Genomic DNA, 18,606 nt, shown 5'->3' with positions numbered 1-18,606 from the left:
TACATTCAAAACCCTAATAACAAAGGGTCTACTCCCATAAAAAATACGCCTGAAATTTAAGCTCCAAACGTATCCGGAATATTTGTTAGGATTGCTACTGCATCCATTTCTTGAATTACAGCATCATCATCAAAGTGAATTACATAGAATCGTTTATCTTCCATTACTGCAGTTTTACCTTCTGTTGTTTTACGCACACGAGTTGAATATGTGTTAACTGCAATAAAGTTTCTAGGATCTGCAAGAATAATAACATCATCAGATAATGACGGAACCTCTGCAATTCCATATCCAAGCGGTTTATTTACTTGGTCACCTGCTCCTAATAATGCAGCGTCTCCCGCTCCAGTCGGACGTTCTGTTAAATATTCCATCCATTTTTCTTTACGTGTAGGAGACATAATCCAACGTAAATTACCATTCTTATATTTGTTAGGGATAGCACCGGTTAAAGCGAACATTGAATGCTTACCAAAACCTTTTGCTACATCTGATTCACCTACTTTAGAAGCTAATTTCGTATGGTCAACAATATGGGATTCTTTAGAATCTTTAATTCTTTTCAACCATCCATCATTAATATTTAAAAATGGATTATCAGAAGACGTATCACCGTTCCAATGTAGATCCTCAAGGTCAATACCTAATTGAGTAGCCATAAGTTCCATTACAACATCTTCAAAGTTTTCACCTTCAATATTTTCACGTAAAGTTTCTTCTGTAATCTCCCAAGGAAGACGCATTGCTTTTGTGTGATATTCAATTTTAGAAGTTGTAACACCTGCACGATATCCATCATCTTGATTCTCTGTTTTCTTACGGAGAATACGGCCGCCGATAGCAATTTTATCTAATTCACCTTGTTTCGCCTTACGTAATTCTTTACGATGCAGTTGTGAAAATGGTGTTGCTTCAAAGGCCATTTTATAAAAAACTTTGCTTTGCTCTGGATTTAATAAACCAGAAGAAAGTGATCCCGTTGAAATTGTCTTTTCAATTTTAGATAAACGATTTAATAATTGTTGATTGTTCATATTGTTTATTCCTCCTTATATTACAAATTTAAATTTGAGAATACTGATTTTTTAATTGGTTGTTGTCCTGGTTTAAAATCTTCATCTGGATCTAAGCCTTTACGAACAGAAGCAGCGTTTTCGATATTTTCAAGACGTTTTGTAATTGGCTCTAATGCTTTCTGGATAACTGCAGCAGCTTTCTCTTCCTCTGTTTGCTCTTCTGGTGTCGGTTCTACTTCCTCGCCATTCACTTGCTTTTCAATCTTATCTAGCTTAGTAGCTAGTGGTTCTACAGCTTGTTTAACAATCTCTGCAATGTCTTCTGCTTTCATTTCGTCTTCCTCCTGTGGTGAAGCAGCTTCTTTTATTTCAGTAATTAAAGCTAATGCTTCATCTAATTTTGTATGATTCTTTTGGGATAATACTTTCCCAGCTTTTTTAATACTCTCTAAAACAATGCTTTCTGCTTGTGTACTATCTTCTGATTTCGCAATGGTATAACCGCCTTTAATAGAAGAAAGTATGTCCTTCATGTCATCAAGAGCAGCTGCCATACGGTCGATATCGGGATTACTTTCCCAAATCTCCCAATAGAACACATCTTCAAATAAATTAAAAACAGCCCGTAAATCACGCTTTTGTTTTTCATCAATAAAGCGGTCTTTTACTTCGCCTTTTTTAATTTCGTGTTTTTCACCTTTGACGAAATCTAGCATTTTCCGAATGAGACTTTTATCTTCATGAGTAAAATCATCTGCCTTCGCAATTTCTATACGTTCAGCAAATCCCCCCATTGAAAATCCTGTAATATCGCCTTTCTTTACTTGTTCCCATGTCTCTTCATCGTCGACGCGGACTGTCATAAGCCATGTACCAGCTGTTACCTCTTGATCGCCAACCATCATATCGCTTTTAGCAATCCAGTTTTCAACGACAGTACCTTTACCAGCTATTTCATCGTGCTGCTTATCGATATGTTGGTAATTTTCCATGAAAGTATATGCAGTCTTTTCTATCTCTTCTGCATTCATCATGTCACCGTGACTATCTTCTACAAGCGGTTCATAAACTACGCCTGTAATAAGCTGCTTCTCTTCCTCTGTTTTAAGAATTGGAATCCGTTTTGATATATTTGGTTGTTTATCAGCTTCACTTTTCATGATGGCGAATTGACGACCATTAGCACCCTTGGTAACCAAAGAAACATAACTAATATTGGCGTTTTTTAGTTCGTATCCCATCGTTTTACCTCCTTCCCTATAAATATTGGGGTTCCACTGTCAAAACGCATAGCAGCCAATTTAAAGTCGTATACGTTTTGACGATGAAACCCCAATCAATAGGTGTATTTTATTACTCTTCTGAAATCATAGTGCAGCGGCAATGTGGATGAGCTGGCGGACACATCTTTCTATTGCTAAATAGATCATCAATATCTACCGTTTCCCCATGTAAACCACCACATTCTTTACAAACACGCTCATCGTTTCCTGTAAGCCATGTTTTCTTGTTTCTATTTGCGCCCTTATAAGCAATTAAATTACCGTAATTCATCGCATATGTGGTTTCTGTACGTGCAATCATCAGCGCTCTGTAGTTGCTTGCTTCTGACATTACATCTGCAATAGAAACGCTTAATGCATCGACACCCATTCCCTCACTAAGATTCTTTAACATCGTTTCTCTTAATCTATCTTTAGTAGTTTCATGGATTCCTTTTGCTAATTCAAAGGCATAAGCAGCAACCCATTTTGCAGCAACGTCACCTATTGGATCTAATACCATCCAGGTTAAACCGTTTGATGCAATAGCACTTTGTACAAATTCTGTTACATCATCCTGCAGAGTGTCTGTGACTTCATCGACAAACATTTGTCTTTCTTCATCCCAATCGACACTATCAAGAAATTCATCAACTTCTGCTTCTGCAATTACAAGATCAATCTCTTCATCTGCTTTATTAATACGAATTACGGGAAGCAGGTTTAAAAGCCGTTTTCCCTGCTCAGAAAAAAATCAGCTACCTTCTTTTGCATAGCTTTCTCTATTTCTTCATGCTTTTCCCTAAATGCATTAATAGCAATTAAGTTATCTTGCTCATTATCTGCAGCTTTTGCAATTGGTTCCGGTAGAGAAGGTTCAGTTGTACCATCAAAGAATTTATCCCCTTCTGGTACAGGTTCATAACCTACTACCTTACGGGACTCATTAAGTTTTAATATTCCACCTTCATAACTGTCTTTTGCATACTTCAAATCTGCTTCACGATCATCCGTATCGATTTCATTTAATTTGAAATACCAATCTAAACCACCTTGTATTTCAGCAAATACACGGAATAATTGATTATTTAATCGATGTTCTAAGATTTCTTGACCAGGCTCTATAATAGAGCGCTTGTACATCTCGTTCATTTCTTTAGCGGTTGTTTGCCCCAACGAACCGGTCATAGCCCAACCTATGCGATAAGGCGGTACACGATGGGCCACACATATTTCCATTGCGCTATCCTGCTTATATAAACGAAAGCTACCTTCTTTTACATCTGGACTAATCTTTTCTAACCTTGCTTTTGCACCATGTGGAACAGGTACAACGGCTAATTTATGGTGTTCTCCTTTTGTTTCTGCAGAGAAGAATGCTTTCAGTTCATTTTCTGTTCCAGAATCTACTTCATCGACTCCCTCAAGAAATAAAATGGAATCCGGAATGGTTTTGCCTGTGAAAAAGTCGATATTGTAATCTCTTGCTGCTTGTGAGCCAACTATTGAACCTATGGAACTAACGTAATTAGGTATCCCATAATAAGACGAACGAGAACCAAACTTACGAATAACAATTACTTCCCCGGCTTTTTCTGTTCCACTTCCTGCAAGATCCTCTGCACCTAAAGGCCTACCATCAGCAAGATGATAATCATCTGGATAATTAAACTTTTTAAACCAGATTTCTTTATTGTTTACGATTTGAGCAAAGCGTATTTTGTCCTTATGAGCACGTACTGTATGTCCCGGTATATGATAAAGCTCTACCGGCCTTTCACCTTTATTATCACGAACAACTTCAATAATTCCCCAACCAACTGTTTCATAATCCTCCCATACAGCTCTAAGAATTTCTGAACTTGTCATTTCTGGGTTGCACTTCCGCATGAAATTTTTTAGCATTTCATATTGCTCTTGGCTTGCTGCTTCTTTCACTTCTTCAAAAGGCGCGAAGTCAAAGCCAACACCCGCAATATCATCCACTTTTGCGCTAATACAAGCAGAATGAATAGGGTTACTTTCCTTTATATCCATTAGTACCTTCATATCATAAGGAGGCTTAACCAATCCCCTATCTCCATAAATTTGCGCGAATGGGTCAACTGCCATTTGTTTGCTGTTATCTTCCTTGTTCTTTGGAGCATCTTCAGCCTTATTTATACTAAATACTTTTACATTCTTTATGGTTTTCTTGTCGCTCATATCCTTTGTATGTCCTCCTTTCTTCTATTAATAAAGAGCAAAAGAAATAGCCGAACAATAAATGTCCGACTACACTCTTTTAACCTTTCCTCCCATAACTACTTTACGTTTACTCATATCGTCCTCGCATGCGTAACGAGTCATATCAATACTATGATTGTCCTTATCTTGTAATCTATTTTTTGGATTACCATCTTTATCAACTTCATAATCTATATTTTCAAACTCGCCTGCAGCTTTTGGACAACGTTCGGGATCAATTACAATTTCTTCTAAATCATCTAACCATTTTTCTCCGTATTCAACAGAACCAGGCCCTTTAACTGCACCTTTGATTTTTTTAATACCATGATCATTTTTCATTTCATCAATTGATTTTGGTTCTGATGAATCCGCAATTATCTCGACATCATCCCAGCCAAGTTGTTTAATCTTTTCAGCTAATGAGCGGTTACTGATTTTAACGCCATGTATTTCACCGAATATATAAAGCCTTCTGCGAGTTTTATCATAATGCATACGGCCAAAAGACAGCGCGTCATTCCCATAACCCCAGTCAATCCCTTGACGTATATTATCAAATGTTTTAATTTCTTCATCTGTAATACGTCTAAATGTGAGGTTACTAAATGGAACAACGCCGCTTCCTGTTGGTTTCCCTTCATATTCATGTTCATATTGCTGAGGTTTAAGCCGTTTTGTTTCTTCTGCTTCTTCCACAAACTGTTTAGAAATATGTGGGTTATCATGGTATGTACTATGATGTACAAATGTATTTTTCGGTTTGAATTGTGTTTCAAACTTCTTGTTAACCCAGGATTGTTTTCTCTTCGGAGGGTTATATGAATAGTACATTTTATACCGCAATCCATTCGGGAGCTCTTTACGCAAGATAGATTTCTCTATTGTAGAAACATCTTCTTCTAATTTAAATTCGGCCAATTCTTCAAACCATGCAATAGCAACTGGATACTTTGCTATCTTAATAGATTTGATTTTTGCAGGATCATCAGCACCACGAAATATAATTTTATTTCCACGCGGTTTATAGATAATTTCCATTGGACTTTCTTTAAAACGAAATAAATGTTCTACACCTAGTATTTCTATAGCTTCCTTTATTTGCTCATAGCAGGATTCTCTTATTGTATCCTTTACTTTACGTATACAAAGAACTGTAACAGGAAACTGAATAATATCCATCACAATACAAATAGATATATCAGTAGATTTACCAGAACCACGACCGCCTTTACAAACGATTTTTAATATCGCTTCACATTTACGTGCTAACCATACTTGATGAAACGCCGGTGGAAGTATTTCAGCGATTTGCTTTTTAGACATTTAAATCACCACTGATATTGTCTACAATGACAACTGGCTCAATATTGTTATCATCATTATTAGTATTAGATTTAATTTTGTCGATTTGAACCTGGATAAATTCAAGTTTGGCCCTTCGCTCATCATCTATATTTGCTAATCTATCAAAATCTCTAATAAGAGCAGATAATGTAGAAAGTGCTTTGGATTGAGCATTTAAGAAACTAGCTTGCTTATCCCAAGCAAATTGAATCTCCCACTCTTCCTCATAGCCGCTTTCGGTAAGTTTATTTTTCCGCAGTTCCTTTGTCATGTCTTTGTTGTCTTTAACGAACATAATACGTTGAGCATGAATAATTTGAGCGTGCTGCAACATTATACTTTCCCATAGAATCGATAAAGGATCATTTTTAATTGCTTCCTCTAGCTCTTCTTTTAAATCATATAATTCTTTTGGTAAATACTTTCTATATAAACCATGAGTAGCAGCATTACCATTACGCAGTGGAGCAGATCCTCCGGAATTACCGACAGCATTTTTATTACCCTTTTTGGCTCCACCACGATTGTTTATAGCATTCTTATTACCCTTTGGTGCTCCTGGTTTCTTTTTGGAGTACTCCGTATCTTTCTTCGGAGTACTCCGTTCATTTTTATGGAGTACTCCATTTAATTTGTCTATCCATTCATCTTTGGATTTCCATCCGCCAACCGTTTTTTCACTCACAGTTTTTTCGGATGTAGACAACAATTCGGCAATTTTACGATTCGTAATATCGCCATTATGTTCTTTAAATATTGCATACGCTTTGTTACGGTCTGGACTTCGTTGTCTGGCCATAATTACATAACACCTGCCCCCTTATCCAATTGCTTGCACTTCCTTCTCTAAACACTCAATGCATATATTAGAATTATCCGCATTCGCTTCACGGATATATGTTTTATCGAAATGAGTAATAGTTAATGGCATTTGTAATGTCCACATGCAAGGTTCATTACAAACAGAGCATGTAGGAACGTTTATAGTTTCTTCTTCCATTTACACCACCTCACGCTAATCGCTTTACAAAATAAAAAAGCAGCGGATTCGCTGCTTTTAATTAATTAACAATGATACAGTTGACCACGAATTTCGCCACTAGGATGTTGTACTGTATGAACATTAATATAAATGTTTCCAGCGATAATTTCATTTACAAGAGCATCTAATGTTTGACCAGCCAAAGGCCCAACCAAATCCTCTTGAGTGATCATTCCTGTAAAAGTTGCACACTCTATTGAAACAGGATTGGTTATAGGTCCAAATAAAAAAGCTACAACAGGACCGTTCGTTCCTTTTGCTCCTAGATGCAGATGGGCAACTACTACATTCTCTATATCGAATAACTCCAACTTAAATTTTAAACTAAGCTCGTCCCGGCTCAATTTAAAGAAAGCTTGTCCTCGAGCATCTGTTTCTACTGGTGGAACTTCATTTCTGCCACGTAACTTTGCGAAGAACATATTTATCACTCCTATGCTTTTTATTTACTCCTAATATATTCATGTCCTTCTTAAATGGTGACAAAATAAAAAAGCAGCTTTTAGGCTACTGTAATTGTTCAACTATCTCATTAAATAACTGTTGTCCTTTTTTCGGATATCTTTCTAATCCACCATCTGCAAAGTATTCACCTTCACTGCTTATCATTTCAATCAGTACTTCTCCTTTTCCCAAACCTGCAAAGAGAATGCAATGCATGATTCAAATTCTTTTAACGCTTCTTCTCTGTCTGCGGTAGCTAACATAATATCCGTATCAGCATGGTCCCACATCATAACTGTATAGATCAGCACGAAATCACCTCAAAAGAATCATATTTTAAAAAATCCATAACGAAATTCGTTACATGCATGGGAAATGAATACATATTCAAAATGACTACCGATAAGGTTACTTATGTAAACAAGGTTTTTGGGAAATACGCCGTCATATCAACGTTTTTGTTACTTTCGAGAACTTCCACTTACAACACATTTTATACATCATTGGTTTTACGCTGTTTTTCCCCTTGAACACCTGCTTTTCCTTGCATAAATTTCACTTAGTTAACTATCTCTATTTTTATCGAAATTAATGTAACAAAATATATGATTTGTTACATTAGATGGTTTTTAAATCATTTTTACAATATTTGGTTTGTGTTGAGTTTGTTTTGTTAAATGCAACACGTTTGTACTTATCTTCCCTTAGCACCAATCAGTCCATGGACACATATTATACAAAGAAAAAAATGAATAAGGAGGAATTTCATTTGTATCGACTAAACCAATATTATGGGCACCATGGAAATCAATATCCTTATGGATATCCAACAAACTCATACTACCCTACCACTATACCTACGACCATGTCATCTCCATCACTATGCACTCGTTTAAAGGCAATATACGCAGAAAATAGTAGCAAACTTCGTGGGTTATACTACCAATGGCATCACGCAACCTCTCAAGAGCAGAAAAATGCAATTAACGAACGAATTAATGAAATAGAGGCGCAGCAATTTAGAATAGAAGATGAAATGTCATATATAGGTTGTTATTAAGCTTTAAACAATACATTTAATATATTAAGAGAACCCTCATTAACGAAAATTAATAGTTGCAACCAATATATACTTATAGATTTAAATAAGAAAAAAAGTATCCACATCTGCGGAAACTCTTTAAAGGATAATACCAATAGGAATAGGATGACGCTTTAGCACGTCCTATTTTTTATTATGTAATTTCTACATAAAAAAGAAAAAAAGCACCCGAATGGACGCTTTGATATAAATTATTAATTTGTACTTCAATTACGATACGTCAAGTTTTATCCTTCTTCCAGTTGTCTAATGATGCTATGCTGATCTGCATCAACAATATTAAGTAACCGGAAGAAGGGCTAAAGCCCTTCTCCGTTTATACAACGTGAATTGCAATTGAATGTAAAATTAAGAAACAACTGTTCATCCAATCTGCAACCATCGCCACCGGTTATGACGATCCATTTTTAGTTATCAGGAATTTTATAAGCAATGTTTTCCGCCACTACTCACAATACAAATATATCACGTTGATTCCAAAACAGCCGGCACATTTACTGCCAAAAAGCGGTCACGACTCTGCCACTTATTTTAATTCACTAATAATCTTTATTCTTCTAGACAACCTCACTGCAACAGTCATAAAGAATAGATTGAATTTTATTTAGGTATTATGCTTGATCTGATTGTAGAACATGTAATGGAGGCGGAATAATCCAACCTTTTTTCTTATTCAGACGAAGTAATATAACTCCAGCTTGTGCTTTTTTCATATGAAATTGACCAAACATCATTCCTACATCTTCTCGAAGGGATTGTCCCATAGCTTGGCTACATGCTACTAACCCAGCAGCAAGATCCATAGAAACTTTAGCTGCAATTTCCGCATCATTAATACGAGCACCAGGAGGAATCGTTTCAATAGATGCAACTGGTCTTTCTGGAGGTGCTGGTGGTAATGCAACACCATTCAATTTTAATATATTTTTTAATTCTTCAACTTCTGATTGGATATCATTCTCTACAAGGTTTTCTAAAAATTTCTTTAAATCCTCGTCTCCTGTGTGGTTAATAAGAACTTGATATCCAGCAATTGTACCTTGCGCCGCTGCAAGATAACTCCAAATCCCAAAGACTTCCCCGTAGTGCATTGGTTCATTTTGTGGATTTCCACTTAAAATACCCATAAAAATATTCCTCCTTAAAGAAATTAAACTTTTAGCAACAATACTTACTATAGAAAAAATTTTCCTAACCATGTTCTGGATTAAAGAAAATAAGTTCTTATAACTCATACGGAACACCTTACCCAAATATAGTAATTTTCCCTCTTAGAATGTACCGTTACCAAAAATTTATTCTTATAAATAATAAATACATTTTAATTAACTTAATCCATTATTATAAGTACTTTTAATAATAAAAATTAAAGATGTTTATGGGAATTTCAATTCAAATGGTTTTATATATTTTCAAACGAATATTGTCTAAAGAAACTGGAGACATTACTGAATATGAAAGGAGGGGAAAACTATGAAGAAAAAATTCTCATCTATTTTAAGTGCTCTATTACTAACTATTATGGTTTTTGGTACCAATGTTCATGCTGAATACGATGGAAATAATATGAATAGAGTTAATAATGGTATTACAACTCGAGTTAATGACAATAACATGAATAGAGTTAATAATGATACTAGAACTCGAAATGTGAATACAACAAATGATTTGAACAATGATCGTGATGATAATAATAATTGGGCGTGGCTTGGTTTATTAGGACTAGCAGGTTTATTTGGTCTTAGAAGAAAAGAAAAAGAACCAGAAAGACGTTAATATAGAACATTGTATTTAAAAGATACTTATTTATCAAAAGAATGCAAAATGAATAAACTATGAATCGCCTTTACTAAGGCGATTTTTTATTTTTTCAAAATCAATAACAATTACATAAAACGGATACTATTAATCGGAAACAATGAAATTCTTAACTTGATGATAATGAAGCGTTACGTTCATTTGACGAACTACGCTTCTTTTTATACAGTTTCTTCACTTACCCATATCTTATATTGTGTGTAACTGACCCCTTTGCTGAATCCCTTGCTATCATTGACTTAATCAAACTTTCCCTTTTGAGTTACACAGTACGGAATTTATGAGTAACTGTATAGATTTAAAAAGAAAAAGCAATGCTTAGATTTTAAATCTAGTCATTGCTTTATCCATTGCATCTTGGTTTATACCTATATAACGTAACGTGACCTTCTCTGACGAGTGATTGAATATCTCCATAAGTAATGCTATGTTTTTCGTTTGCATGTACATATGATACCCATACGTCTTTCTTAACGTATGGGTTCCTATTTCATCTAACCCAAACTCTGCTGCTGCTCCACTTAATATCTTATATGCCATGCTACGACCAATTGGACGATTCTTCCCTTGTCTACTTTGTAGTAAATACTCATTGTCTTCTCTTTCTTCAATAAACCTTTTAAGTTCTCTTTTCAGTGCTGCAGTAATTTGTATTCGTTTTTGTTTCCCTGTTTTCTTTTCCCTCATAGATATATGACTGTCTTTGACATCCCCTACTTTTAGTTTCAAAATATCTGAGATTTTAAGACCCGTATTAATACCTATAATGAAGAGAATGTAATTACGTAAGCTTTTTTCCTTAAAGTACTCTTTTAGCTGTTGTATTTGCTCTGGATCACGTATCGGTTGAACAAAATTCATTATTCATTACCTCCTGTTTCTTCTGCCTCGTAAACTTCTAATCCAAGCGCAAAAGCAAGTTTATAAAACGCTTTAGACTTCCAACGTCGGTAAGTACGCTCTGACATTCCTATTTCGTTATAAACCATGTAATCACATACGTCCTCTTCTTCTAAATAACGTTTATAAATAATATCCCTTTGAATACTTCCAGCACGTCCGTTTCCTAATCGAGTTAGAAACTGATCAATACGTAATGACATTCTCTCAAGCCACTCTTCTCTTTTACTTTGTTGAATATTCGCTATAGCAACATCTTCTAACGGTTTTCCGACTGCATGTGTAGGACCATGCTCACGTATTTCATAAGAAGGAGTGACTTTCATTTCTTTACGCATCATCCCAAACTGTCTTTGTATACGTACGCTTTCCAACACGCCTTCTAATTCCTCTTGTGTTGCTGTTCTATCAATTTTTGGTAAGAAAGATAATTGTTTAGTCATGTAAGACCACTCCTTTTTATTTTTAAATTACTTTTGTCTTAAAGCTCCACGTCTACGTTCATAACGTGGACCACGAATTCCCATTAAATCTTCAATGTCACGAGTGCTTAGTTTTTCTTTTCGTTTTTTCTTGTTTTTCTTCTTAGCTTGTTTTGATTGCTTTTTCCATTCATGCAATTGATCTCTTAGTACCTTCATTTCCCCATCCCCCTTTTCAAAATAAAAAGGACACCTATCCCTAAAACAGCTTTGATTGCCGCTTTAATGAATTGGTGTCCTCTAGTTTTCTAGCCGGACTATATTCTGTTTGCTTTCACTTTAAAAGAATTATTGTTTTAACAGTTCTATTAAATTACTCTATTCATCATTCCCTTCCAATTCCTCACTTTCTTCACGTATTTGTCCAATTAATGAAATTACAGAACCAACTGCTTGAACCCAACTTCCTATAATATCTATTAGCTTTCCTTCTTCATTTTCATTAGTTTCGTTGTTTACCTGAGTGTCTGTATCTTTCTCCACATCATTTACATTACCTTCTTTATTAGACTGGTCCTCATTTCTGATACTTTTTAATTCGTCAATACCTCCTATTGCCTGTAATGAATTCCCAATTGATTGTAATAAGTTTCCTATAATATTTAAGGATTCATCTTTATCGGATGTATCCTCAAATTCATCTGCTAATGCTGTAAGTCCACCCAAAGCCTGTGTCCAATTCCCGGCAATCACTAATTTAATTTGTGTTTCTTCTTTAAAATCCATAATCAATCCAGATATTACAGTGACATTACCAATTGATTGGATTTCATTACCGATTTGTTCAAGAGACACTTCTCCTTGACCATCAGCCTCTAAAGCATTTCCAACAGCCTGTAATACGTTTCCATAAACATTTAAATCCTTTCTTACATTACTGCTTATAAAATCAAAAGGCGTACTTCCAATAGCGGAAGTAATTGTTCCTATTGCTGCAACCCATGCACCAAATATCTCTTTAAATTGATTCTCCATTTAAAACATATCCCAGCATTAAGTAATTAATATAATCCTATTCAATTAATCATCTCACTGTTCATAATTTTAAATGTCTCTTTGCCATCTCCTTTTTTATAATAATGTCTTATAAAAGTATTTTTTTAGGAATTATACGTATTTGTTAAACGTAATTCTATATTGCTTTTATACATATTACTGAACCAACTTTATAAACCGACTACATCTTTGAACTTATTAAAATACTCAAGATTCATTATCCGCTCCACATAATGTAAAACGTTCAAAAAGCTCATATTGATCAGTGAAACATTCTAAACATCTTGAACAGATATACATTTGTATCACCACTTTCTTTTAAAATGAAATTTTTATTAAGTTTTATTCCCATATAACTCTTCCGATTCCGTTTATACTCTAACTGTGACTTTAAGTTACATACCACTTCTTTTAAAAGGAGTAATTATGAAAATTTTGAAATACATATTACTTAGCATTGGTTGGATTGCATTATTCGGAATATGGTGGGCTACATTCTTTCATTAAATGCATCTACCCACTGAATAAAACTCAATATTCCGTCCAGACTATAGATAACCCATCTTTAATGTGCTGTAACCAGTTAGATCTTATTTAAGACAAAGCAGTTAGCTTTTGCTAGCTGCTTTGTTTGTTAATCATTCTTTTAAGAGGAACAAGTTATATGCATAATAACTCAAACAAAATCCATACTATATTTAGGTTAGGTCTTAAAATCTAAAACCCTTATTTCAAACTTAGACCTAATATATCGCTCCTCTCTCTTCCCTGGGGCTCAGTAGCTAGCTTTTGCTAGCTGCTTTTTTTATTAAAACGAATAAAATTCGATATTCTAACAATACTAATCACAATACAACTTGCTTCTTACCCAAGTTGTATCTACTTGAGCAGTTAACTTTTATTAGCTGCTCTTATATTGAATAAATTTCTAAATTCTGTCCAATACTATAAATGGGCTGATACAGCTTGAATTCACAGTGACCTCTGTAATTTTCTTTTTCCCTTTCTCTGAGGGCTGAGCAGTTAGCTTTTGCTAGCTGCTCTTTTATATTGAGTTAATAATAAAATTTTGTTCTTATTTCTTTTTTTACACCATATACTTCTAACGTAGACCCAGCTCAAAGTGTTACCTCCTATCTTAAAGAGCACTTATGCATGGTGCTCTTTTTTAGTTTCCTTATTTCTACAAAATGAAATTTTTATTAAATTGTTCCCACATAGCATTTCAAGTTCTGTACATACTATAACTGTAACCTAAAGTTACATATCCGAGCTTGTAGGGCCTAATTCCTTTTGTACAACAAGCAGTTAGCTAATTAAGCTGACTGCTTTGTTGTGCAAAATGAAGTTTTTATTTGGCTCATTTTCACTTCCGCATAATATTTTTAATTCTGCTTATAATATAACTGTAACTTAAAGTTACATATCATTTACTTGTATTCGTGGGCTTCTTTTTCAACAAACCGCAATGGAGCAGTTAGCTAATCCAGCTAGCTGCTTTGTTGTATAAAAATCTGGCCAGCTACCTAAACCAACCAAAAAATTCGGGAGCAAAACCATGCAGATAACAATCAAAATTCTTAAATATTTATTTTTATAATTGGGATTGGCTTATTAATTACTTTAGATATATTTGCTATTTTTCCATTGTTATTCAAATAGCGTTTTTGTTAAAAACTTATCACCTTTTAACTGGACAAGCATATGTTATTGTATGGAGGCATCAATTCATAGAAACCTACCTTTATTATCAAAGAGCATGCTTATATGCGTGCTCTTTTTTTCTTGCTATGAAATAACGATTTTGTTTAAAAACTGCACATATATTAAGAACATACATACAATAATCATATTCACCTTTATATAAAGCTTAGTCATAGAGCGCCTTAAAAAGCGCTCTTTATCTTTAAATAAAGATTTTATATAAAAACTGCGCATATATTAGAAACATACATACAATAATCATGATCATCTCAGGATTAGCCATTGAGCATCTTTTAAGGTGCTCTTTGCTTTTTCAAAGATACTCACCATTTTCATAAAACAAACATATATTTACATAGACAAGACATAAATTTTATATAGACATGTACAATCTTTGTGCATGTTTTTTTATTTCAATACAAAATAAGGATTTTGTTGTAAAACTGCACATACTTACACAGCATACATACTCTATCATGTGGTATTCTTTTTCAAATTTCGTTTTACTTAAAGAGCGCCTTTGAAAGCGCTCTTTAGTTTTTAAATAAAAATTCTGGTCAAATGATTCACTTTCTTAAAAAAGTCACATATATTATCATGTACTCTTTTACAATAAGAGTCTTGGTCCTAAGAGCACTGTCAAAAGTGCTCTTTTTATTTATTGCAATGTGTCACGTTTTACATACAATAAACATACAATGTAATGAGCAGACAAGACATAGTTCCTATATAATCGTGTACATTTTTGTACGCGATTTTTTTATTAAATATAGATTTTCTTTAGTTTTTATTTAACTTTTATTCATTTTTTAGTTTATTTTTGAATACATTACTATTAAATCAAGAAATACAAAGGTTTCTCTGCAGCAGTTTCCTTGTATTCCTTGAACTCCTTGTACACAGGACCTGTTATAACTAACAGGTTCTTTAATTTTTATCATTATACAATAACTATTTTATTACGTTTCCTAACTTACAGTAATGTCCTTGAAAAAACATTCATATATATTTATCAGATGCACTTTGAAATCCCTAAAGTATCAAATACTTTTAAGAGTTGACTGACCAACACTATTCGGCTAATTTTTACAAACTTATTAAAAATAACATAGATACACAAAAAAGCTACGTTTTATATAGGATAAAAAATTATCTTACGCAAAGGAGTTTGATTATTTGTGAATTACCAAAATGATAACAATTCTAAAATTCACAAACCTTGCACTTGTCCATCCCCCACGTCTAATAGTTTAAATGTTGTTCAAACTACCCCAACAATAGTTTCTGTAAATTCTGCAATTCCACTAGATACCGTGGTAAATTCTAATGGTACGGCAATCTCATTCACACCTCCAACAACTGTTTTACTTGAAGGTGGAAGAACCTATTTGGCAATCTATGAAGTGCAAGTTATTATTCAACCAGGAGGTAATTCTGCAGGTATCACTATGTATCTTAATAATAATCCAATCATTGGCTCAGGTACTTCTCTAGGATATACTGCAGGATTCACTTCTGTATCAGCACCCGCAATTTTCACTACACCTTCAGGTATAACAAGTACTCTTACTGTTAATGTAGGACCATATTCTAATCCATTAAATACGTTGGGCTTAACTCTTGCTGTTGTAGCATTAACATAATAAAATCTAATACTCTCTAAAATGATTTTCTTTGTCCTTTAACTGTGGTTTTTGAGCTAGCCTCTAGGAACTCAACATAAATACATATAGAAAAAGAACATTATTTGGATCGATAGTACTGGGTGACTCGGCTGACACACTTGCTGAGTCACCTATTTCCCTATAATAAAATAACGCTTTTATGAAAATTCCATTGTCTAATTCCTCACTTGTCCATTTCGCTTTTCTCTATCCCTGCATTTACTATTAGTAATACTAACTATTCAGAGGTAAAAATATAATGGACGAGTTTTTATCTTCTGCTGCAATAAATCCTAATTTAGTTGGACCTACTTTACCACCTGCTCCACCATTCACACTACCGACTGGGCCGACTGGATCACTATCAGTAGCTTACGGAACTTTTTGGCAAACGGATATCATTACAGTCCCTTTCGAATCCCTTTTTCTTTTAATCAGGCTGACCCTATGGTAGGGGGAATTTCTCTGTTAAATCCAACCACAATTAATATCACACAAGCTGGGGATTATCGGATTTCTTTCATTTCTTCGATTAACTTGACTGTAGCTCTTTCATTCCCTTATTCGCCTACCATTTCTATACTATTAAATAACAGTCTGATTCCAAATTTCAAAGCTACTTTCGGTCTTTTAATACAAGATTCAGAGGATGTAGATTGCGCTCAACTCATTGGGGACACTATTTTATCAGTCCCAGCCAATTCAACACTTCAACTTATTAATAATAGCTTTGTAGGCGACACAGCCATTCGTACATGTGATAATGGAATAAATGCTTTGGAATTAAACATTATCAAATTAAACTAGTACAAGTACTCTTTTAAAACTAGATGCTATTTCGGCATCTGGTTTTCAGTTTCTAATGACATTTTCGTACAAAGAATACACAAAAAATCAAAAAACTTCATAAAATATTTCATATTCTTTTCTTTTTAGAATGGATAGTCTTTACAGAGCACTTTCCCAAGTGCTCTTACATTTACATATCAAATAACGTTTTTAATTAAATACGAGAGCGGATTTTATTATTTTGTACAAGCACTCTATTCTTTTTTTAATAAAATATACAGATATCTCAAAGAAAGGAGAGCGACATAAGTATGGCTGATTATTTTTATAAAGATGGTAAAAAACATTACAAAACACAATCTTATTCTCACCATCAAAAAGACAACTGTTTTATTGAAACCCATACAATAACTGGTTCGAATACAGCTTTAAATTTCAGCGTACCAGCTAACACTACAAGAACTGCTTTTGAAGATTTCACCAATAACCACAATAAAACATTACTTGATCTTCGCATTCCCGGTACTTCCCAACCAATTGAAGTAACTATCCGAACAAGAAGTTCTCGTCTGCCGATTACTGTAACAATAGTTGCAGGTGAAACCAAGGTATTCCAAGTAGAGGATTTCCATAGCCTCACTCTCACAAATAATACTAATATCAATAGCAATATTGGTATATTCATTCAAAAAACATTTTGTATCTGTTGCAATAATCAAAATGATTCTCGTAACAAGTATTATAAAGAACAATCAAATTCTCACTATCAAAAAGATAACTGTTTCATCGAAACTCATACCGTAGCTGGTTCAGAAACTACCCCAACCGAAAATGCACCTTTAACTATAATCGTACCCCCTGACACTTCAAGAAGAGTTTTTGAAGATTTCACTAATAATCACAACAAAACATTACTTCAAATATCTGTTCCCGAAGATGTCTCCCCCATCGAAGTCACTATTCAAACAAGAAAATCTCCCACACCAATTATCGTGACTCTTGCTACAAATGAAACAAGAGTATTTCAAGTAGAAGATTTTCAAAGCCTTACTCTCACAAATAATACCGATTTCCTTAATTTCATTGAAATATTGATCAAAAAGACATTTTGTATCTGCTGCAATGATAGGAATAATTCGTGCGACGGATATTACCGTGATTACGAATGTGAGTGTTAGATTGACTCCCCAAAAGAATCCTTATAAAGGGTTCTTTTACTTTATTATCATCTAATCATTCACATTTGTTCAACATTTCATCTCTTAACAAAATTCCAATTTAATTAATATCCTACAAAATAATACTTTCATTAAAAAATCATTCATATTTCATTTTACGAATAATTTTTTTTATATCGTACATACTATCTGCAAGCCGATTTCCCACGGCTGTACTCTTTCCAAACGGAGCTCTCTCCTCCGTACCACTTGAGGACAGGTGGGTAACTTTATTAGTTGCCTGCCGTTTTTACGTATAATCGTAAAACTTCTTGTCCATACTTTTTAGAGAAAACATCTTATGCCATTTGGAGCAACCTCCAGCACATGATATTTGTACGGCCGTTCCTATAAAGGAGCGGTCTTATTTTATCTTTGCTTGCCCCTTTTCTATTCAAATAACGCTTTTTTTTAAATCCCATTGCCTAATTCCTCGTTTGTCCATTTCACTTTACTCTATCTTCACATTTATTATTAGTAATACGAATTTTTCAGAGGTGAAAATATAATGGACGATTTTTTATCTTCTGCTTCAATAAATCCTAACTTAGTCGGACCTACTTTACCACCAATTCCTCCATTCACACTGCCGACTGG

General features: G+C 34.2%; 18 protein-coding genes and 2 pseudogenes. 6 read left to right on the top strand and 14 right to left on the bottom strand.

Going from position 1 to position 18,606, the window contains the following annotated elements; genetic code table 11:
• Window positions 1–56: 56 nt before the first annotated feature.
• The 9 genes and pseudogenes from MR167_RS25595 to MR167_RS25555 all read right to left on the bottom strand — a co-directional run bounded on the left by MR167_RS25595 (window position 57) and on the right by MR167_RS25555 (window position 7,648).
• Window positions 57–1,034 (bottom strand): phage major capsid protein, encoded by a 978-nt coding sequence (locus tag MR167_RS25595; RefSeq protein WP_242315837.1) that lies wholly within the window; start codon window positions 1,032–1,034, stop codon window positions 57–59.
• A gap of 20 nt (window positions 1,035–1,054) precedes the next feature.
• Window positions 1,055–2,257 carry an XkdF-like putative serine protease domain-containing protein gene (locus MR167_RS25590; RefSeq protein ID WP_242315835.1) on the bottom strand — a complete coding sequence of 401 codons (1,203 nt, stop codon included), beginning with the start codon at window positions 2,255–2,257 and terminating at the stop codon, window positions 1,055–1,057.
• Window positions 2,258–2,369: 112 nt separating this feature from the next.
• Window positions 2,370–2,888 carry a phage head morphogenesis protein gene (locus MR167_RS25585; RefSeq protein WP_242315833.1) on the bottom strand — a complete coding sequence of 173 codons (519 nt, stop codon included), beginning with the start codon at window positions 2,886–2,888 and terminating at the stop codon, window positions 2,370–2,372.
• Window positions 2,889–3,001: 113 nt separating this feature from the next.
• Window positions 3,002–4,483: a phage portal protein gene (locus tag MR167_RS25580; protein ID WP_242315830.1), complete on the bottom strand. Its 1,482-nt coding sequence runs from the start codon at window positions 4,481–4,483 to the stop codon at window positions 3,002–3,004.
• 69 nt (window positions 4,484–4,552) lie between these two features.
• A complete protein-coding gene (locus tag MR167_RS25575) occupies window positions 4,553–5,830 on the bottom strand; it encodes a PBSX family phage terminase large subunit (RefSeq protein ID WP_242315829.1) in 1,278 nt (425 codons plus the stop codon).
• Window positions 5,823–6,650: a phage terminase small subunit gene (gene terS, locus MR167_RS25570; protein WP_242315827.1), complete on the bottom strand. Its 828-nt coding sequence runs from the start codon at window positions 6,648–6,650 to the stop codon at window positions 5,823–5,825. Before terS ends, MR167_RS25575 begins: the two co-directional genes overlap by 8 nt.
• Window positions 6,651–6,671: 21 nt before the next feature.
• On the bottom strand, window positions 6,672–6,851 hold the full coding sequence (locus MR167_RS25565; protein ID WP_242315825.1) for a hypothetical protein: 180 nt from the start codon (window positions 6,849–6,851) through the stop codon (window positions 6,672–6,674).
• Window positions 6,852–6,916: 65 nt separating this feature from the next.
• Complete coding sequence (locus MR167_RS25560; RefSeq protein WP_242315823.1) at window positions 6,917–7,315, bottom strand: CHRD domain-containing protein; 399 nt, start codon at window positions 7,313–7,315, stop codon at window positions 6,917–6,919.
• Between the two features lie 85 nt (window positions 7,316–7,400).
• A pseudogene (locus MR167_RS25555) lies at window positions 7,401–7,648 on the bottom strand (hypothetical protein).
• A 458-nt stretch (window positions 7,649–8,106) separates the two neighbouring features.
• Between MR167_RS25555 and MR167_RS25550 the strand changes: the two are divergent.
• Window positions 8,107–8,397: a hypothetical protein gene (locus MR167_RS25550; protein WP_242315821.1), complete on the top strand. Its 291-nt coding sequence runs from the start codon at window positions 8,107–8,109 to the stop codon at window positions 8,395–8,397.
• Window positions 8,398–9,050: 653 nt separating this feature from the next.
• Here the strand turns inward: MR167_RS25550 and MR167_RS25545 are convergent.
• Entirely contained in the window at window positions 9,051–9,566 is a 516-nt protein-coding gene (locus tag MR167_RS25545) for a DUF3231 family protein (protein ID WP_242315819.1), read from the bottom strand.
• A gap of 346 nt (window positions 9,567–9,912) precedes the next feature.
• Between MR167_RS25545 and MR167_RS25540 the strand changes: the two genes are divergently transcribed.
• On the top strand, window positions 9,913–10,215 hold the full coding sequence (locus MR167_RS25540) for a WGxxGxxG family protein (protein WP_242315817.1): 303 nt from the start codon (window positions 9,913–9,915) through the stop codon (window positions 10,213–10,215).
• 360 nt (window positions 10,216–10,575) lie between these two features.
• On the opposite strand, the gene MR167_RS25535 is transcribed toward MR167_RS25540, so the two are convergent.
• The 4 genes from MR167_RS25535 to MR167_RS25520 all read right to left on the bottom strand — a co-directional run bounded on the left by MR167_RS25535 (window position 10,576) and on the right by MR167_RS25520 (window position 12,614).
• Complete coding sequence (locus MR167_RS25535; protein WP_242315815.1) at window positions 10,576–11,118, bottom strand: site-specific integrase; 543 nt, start codon at window positions 11,116–11,118, stop codon at window positions 10,576–10,578.
• Window positions 11,118–11,600: an ArpU family phage packaging/lysis transcriptional regulator gene (locus MR167_RS25530; protein ID WP_088119582.1), complete on the bottom strand. Its 483-nt coding sequence runs from the start codon at window positions 11,598–11,600 to the stop codon at window positions 11,118–11,120. Before MR167_RS25530 ends, MR167_RS25535 begins: the two co-directional genes overlap by 1 nt.
• A gap of 27 nt (window positions 11,601–11,627) precedes the next feature.
• Complete coding sequence (locus MR167_RS25525; protein ID WP_242315813.1) at window positions 11,628–11,798, bottom strand: hypothetical protein; 171 nt, start codon at window positions 11,796–11,798, stop codon at window positions 11,628–11,630.
• 159 nt (window positions 11,799–11,957) lie between these two features.
• Window positions 11,958–12,614 (bottom strand): DUF6944 family repetitive protein, encoded by a 657-nt coding sequence (locus tag MR167_RS25520; RefSeq protein WP_088119531.1) that lies wholly within the window; start codon window positions 12,612–12,614, stop codon window positions 11,958–11,960.
• A 2,903-nt stretch (window positions 12,615–15,517) separates the two neighbouring features.
• Between MR167_RS25520 and MR167_RS25515 the strand changes: the two genes are divergently transcribed.
• From MR167_RS25515 to MR167_RS33425, 4 genes and pseudogenes are all read left to right on the top strand, one after another.
• Window positions 15,518–15,982, top strand: a complete 465-nt coding sequence (locus MR167_RS25515) for a hypothetical protein (protein WP_242315811.1) — start codon at window positions 15,518–15,520, stop codon at window positions 15,980–15,982.
• Between the two features lie 280 nt (window positions 15,983–16,262).
• Window positions 16,263–16,810 (top strand): annotated as a pseudogene (locus MR167_RS25505) (exosporium leader peptide-containing protein).
• Window positions 16,811–17,103: 293 nt separating this feature from the next.
• Complete coding sequence (locus MR167_RS25500; protein WP_242315807.1) at window positions 17,104–17,970, top strand: exosporium protein D; 867 nt, start codon at window positions 17,104–17,106, stop codon at window positions 17,968–17,970.
• A 547-nt stretch (window positions 17,971–18,517) separates the two neighbouring features.
• The coding region (locus tag MR167_RS33425) for an exosporium leader peptide-containing protein (RefSeq protein WP_242315839.1) at window positions 18,518–18,606 on the top strand (89 nt) is incomplete at its 3' end.

The sequence above is a fragment of the Bacillus cereus group sp. BfR-BA-01355 genome (assembly GCF_022663675.1).
Lineage (GTDB): Bacteria > Bacillota > Bacilli > Bacillales > Bacillaceae_G > Bacillus_A > Bacillus_A thuringiensis_S.
This window is presented reverse-complemented; position numbering and strand designations above follow the sequence as displayed.

Bases quoted from the DNA above. Each gene is read 5' to 3' on its own strand.
- MR167_RS25595 (WP_242315837.1), bottom strand. From the start codon at position 1,034: ATGAACAATCAACAATTATTAAATCGTTTATCTAAAATTGAAAAGACA.
- MR167_RS25590 (WP_242315835.1), bottom strand. From the start codon at position 2,257: ATGGGATACGAACTAAAAAACGCCAATATTAGTTATGTTTCTTTGGTT.
- MR167_RS25585 (WP_242315833.1), bottom strand. From the start codon at position 2,888: ATGTTTGTCGATGAAGTCACAGACACTCTGCAGGATGATGTAACAGAA.
- MR167_RS25580 (WP_242315830.1), bottom strand. From the start codon at position 4,483: ATGAGCGACAAGAAAACCATAAAGAATGTAAAAGTATTTAGTATAAAT.
- MR167_RS25575 (WP_242315829.1), bottom strand. From the start codon at position 5,830: ATGTCTAAAAAGCAAATCGCTGAAATACTTCCACCGGCGTTTCATCAA.
- terS (WP_242315827.1), bottom strand. From the start codon at position 6,650: ATGGCCAGACAACGAAGTCCAGACCGTAACAAAGCGTATGCAATATTT.
- MR167_RS25565 (WP_242315825.1), bottom strand. From the start codon at position 6,851: ATGGAAGAAGAAACTATAAACGTTCCTACATGCTCTGTTTGTAATGAA.
- MR167_RS25560 (WP_242315823.1), bottom strand. From the start codon at position 7,315: ATGTTCTTCGCAAAGTTACGTGGCAGAAATGAAGTTCCACCAGTAGAA.
- MR167_RS25545 (WP_242315819.1), bottom strand. From the start codon at position 9,566: ATGGGTATTTTAAGTGGAAATCCACAAAATGAACCAATGCACTACGGG.
- MR167_RS25540 (WP_242315817.1), top strand. From the start codon at position 9,913: ATGAAGAAAAAATTCTCATCTATTTTAAGTGCTCTATTACTAACTATT.
- MR167_RS25535 (WP_242315815.1), bottom strand. From the start codon at position 11,118: ATGAATTTTGTTCAACCGATACGTGATCCAGAGCAAATACAACAGCTA.
- MR167_RS25530 (WP_088119582.1), bottom strand. From the start codon at position 11,600: ATGACTAAACAATTATCTTTCTTACCAAAAATTGATAGAACAGCAACA.
- MR167_RS25525 (WP_242315813.1), bottom strand. From the start codon at position 11,798: ATGAAGGTACTAAGAGATCAATTGCATGAATGGAAAAAGCAATCAAAA.
- MR167_RS25520 (WP_088119531.1), bottom strand. From the start codon at position 12,614: ATGGAGAATCAATTTAAAGAGATATTTGGTGCATGGGTTGCAGCAATA.
- MR167_RS25500 (WP_242315807.1), top strand. From the start codon at position 17,104: ATGGCTGATTATTTTTATAAAGATGGTAAAAAACATTACAAAACACAA.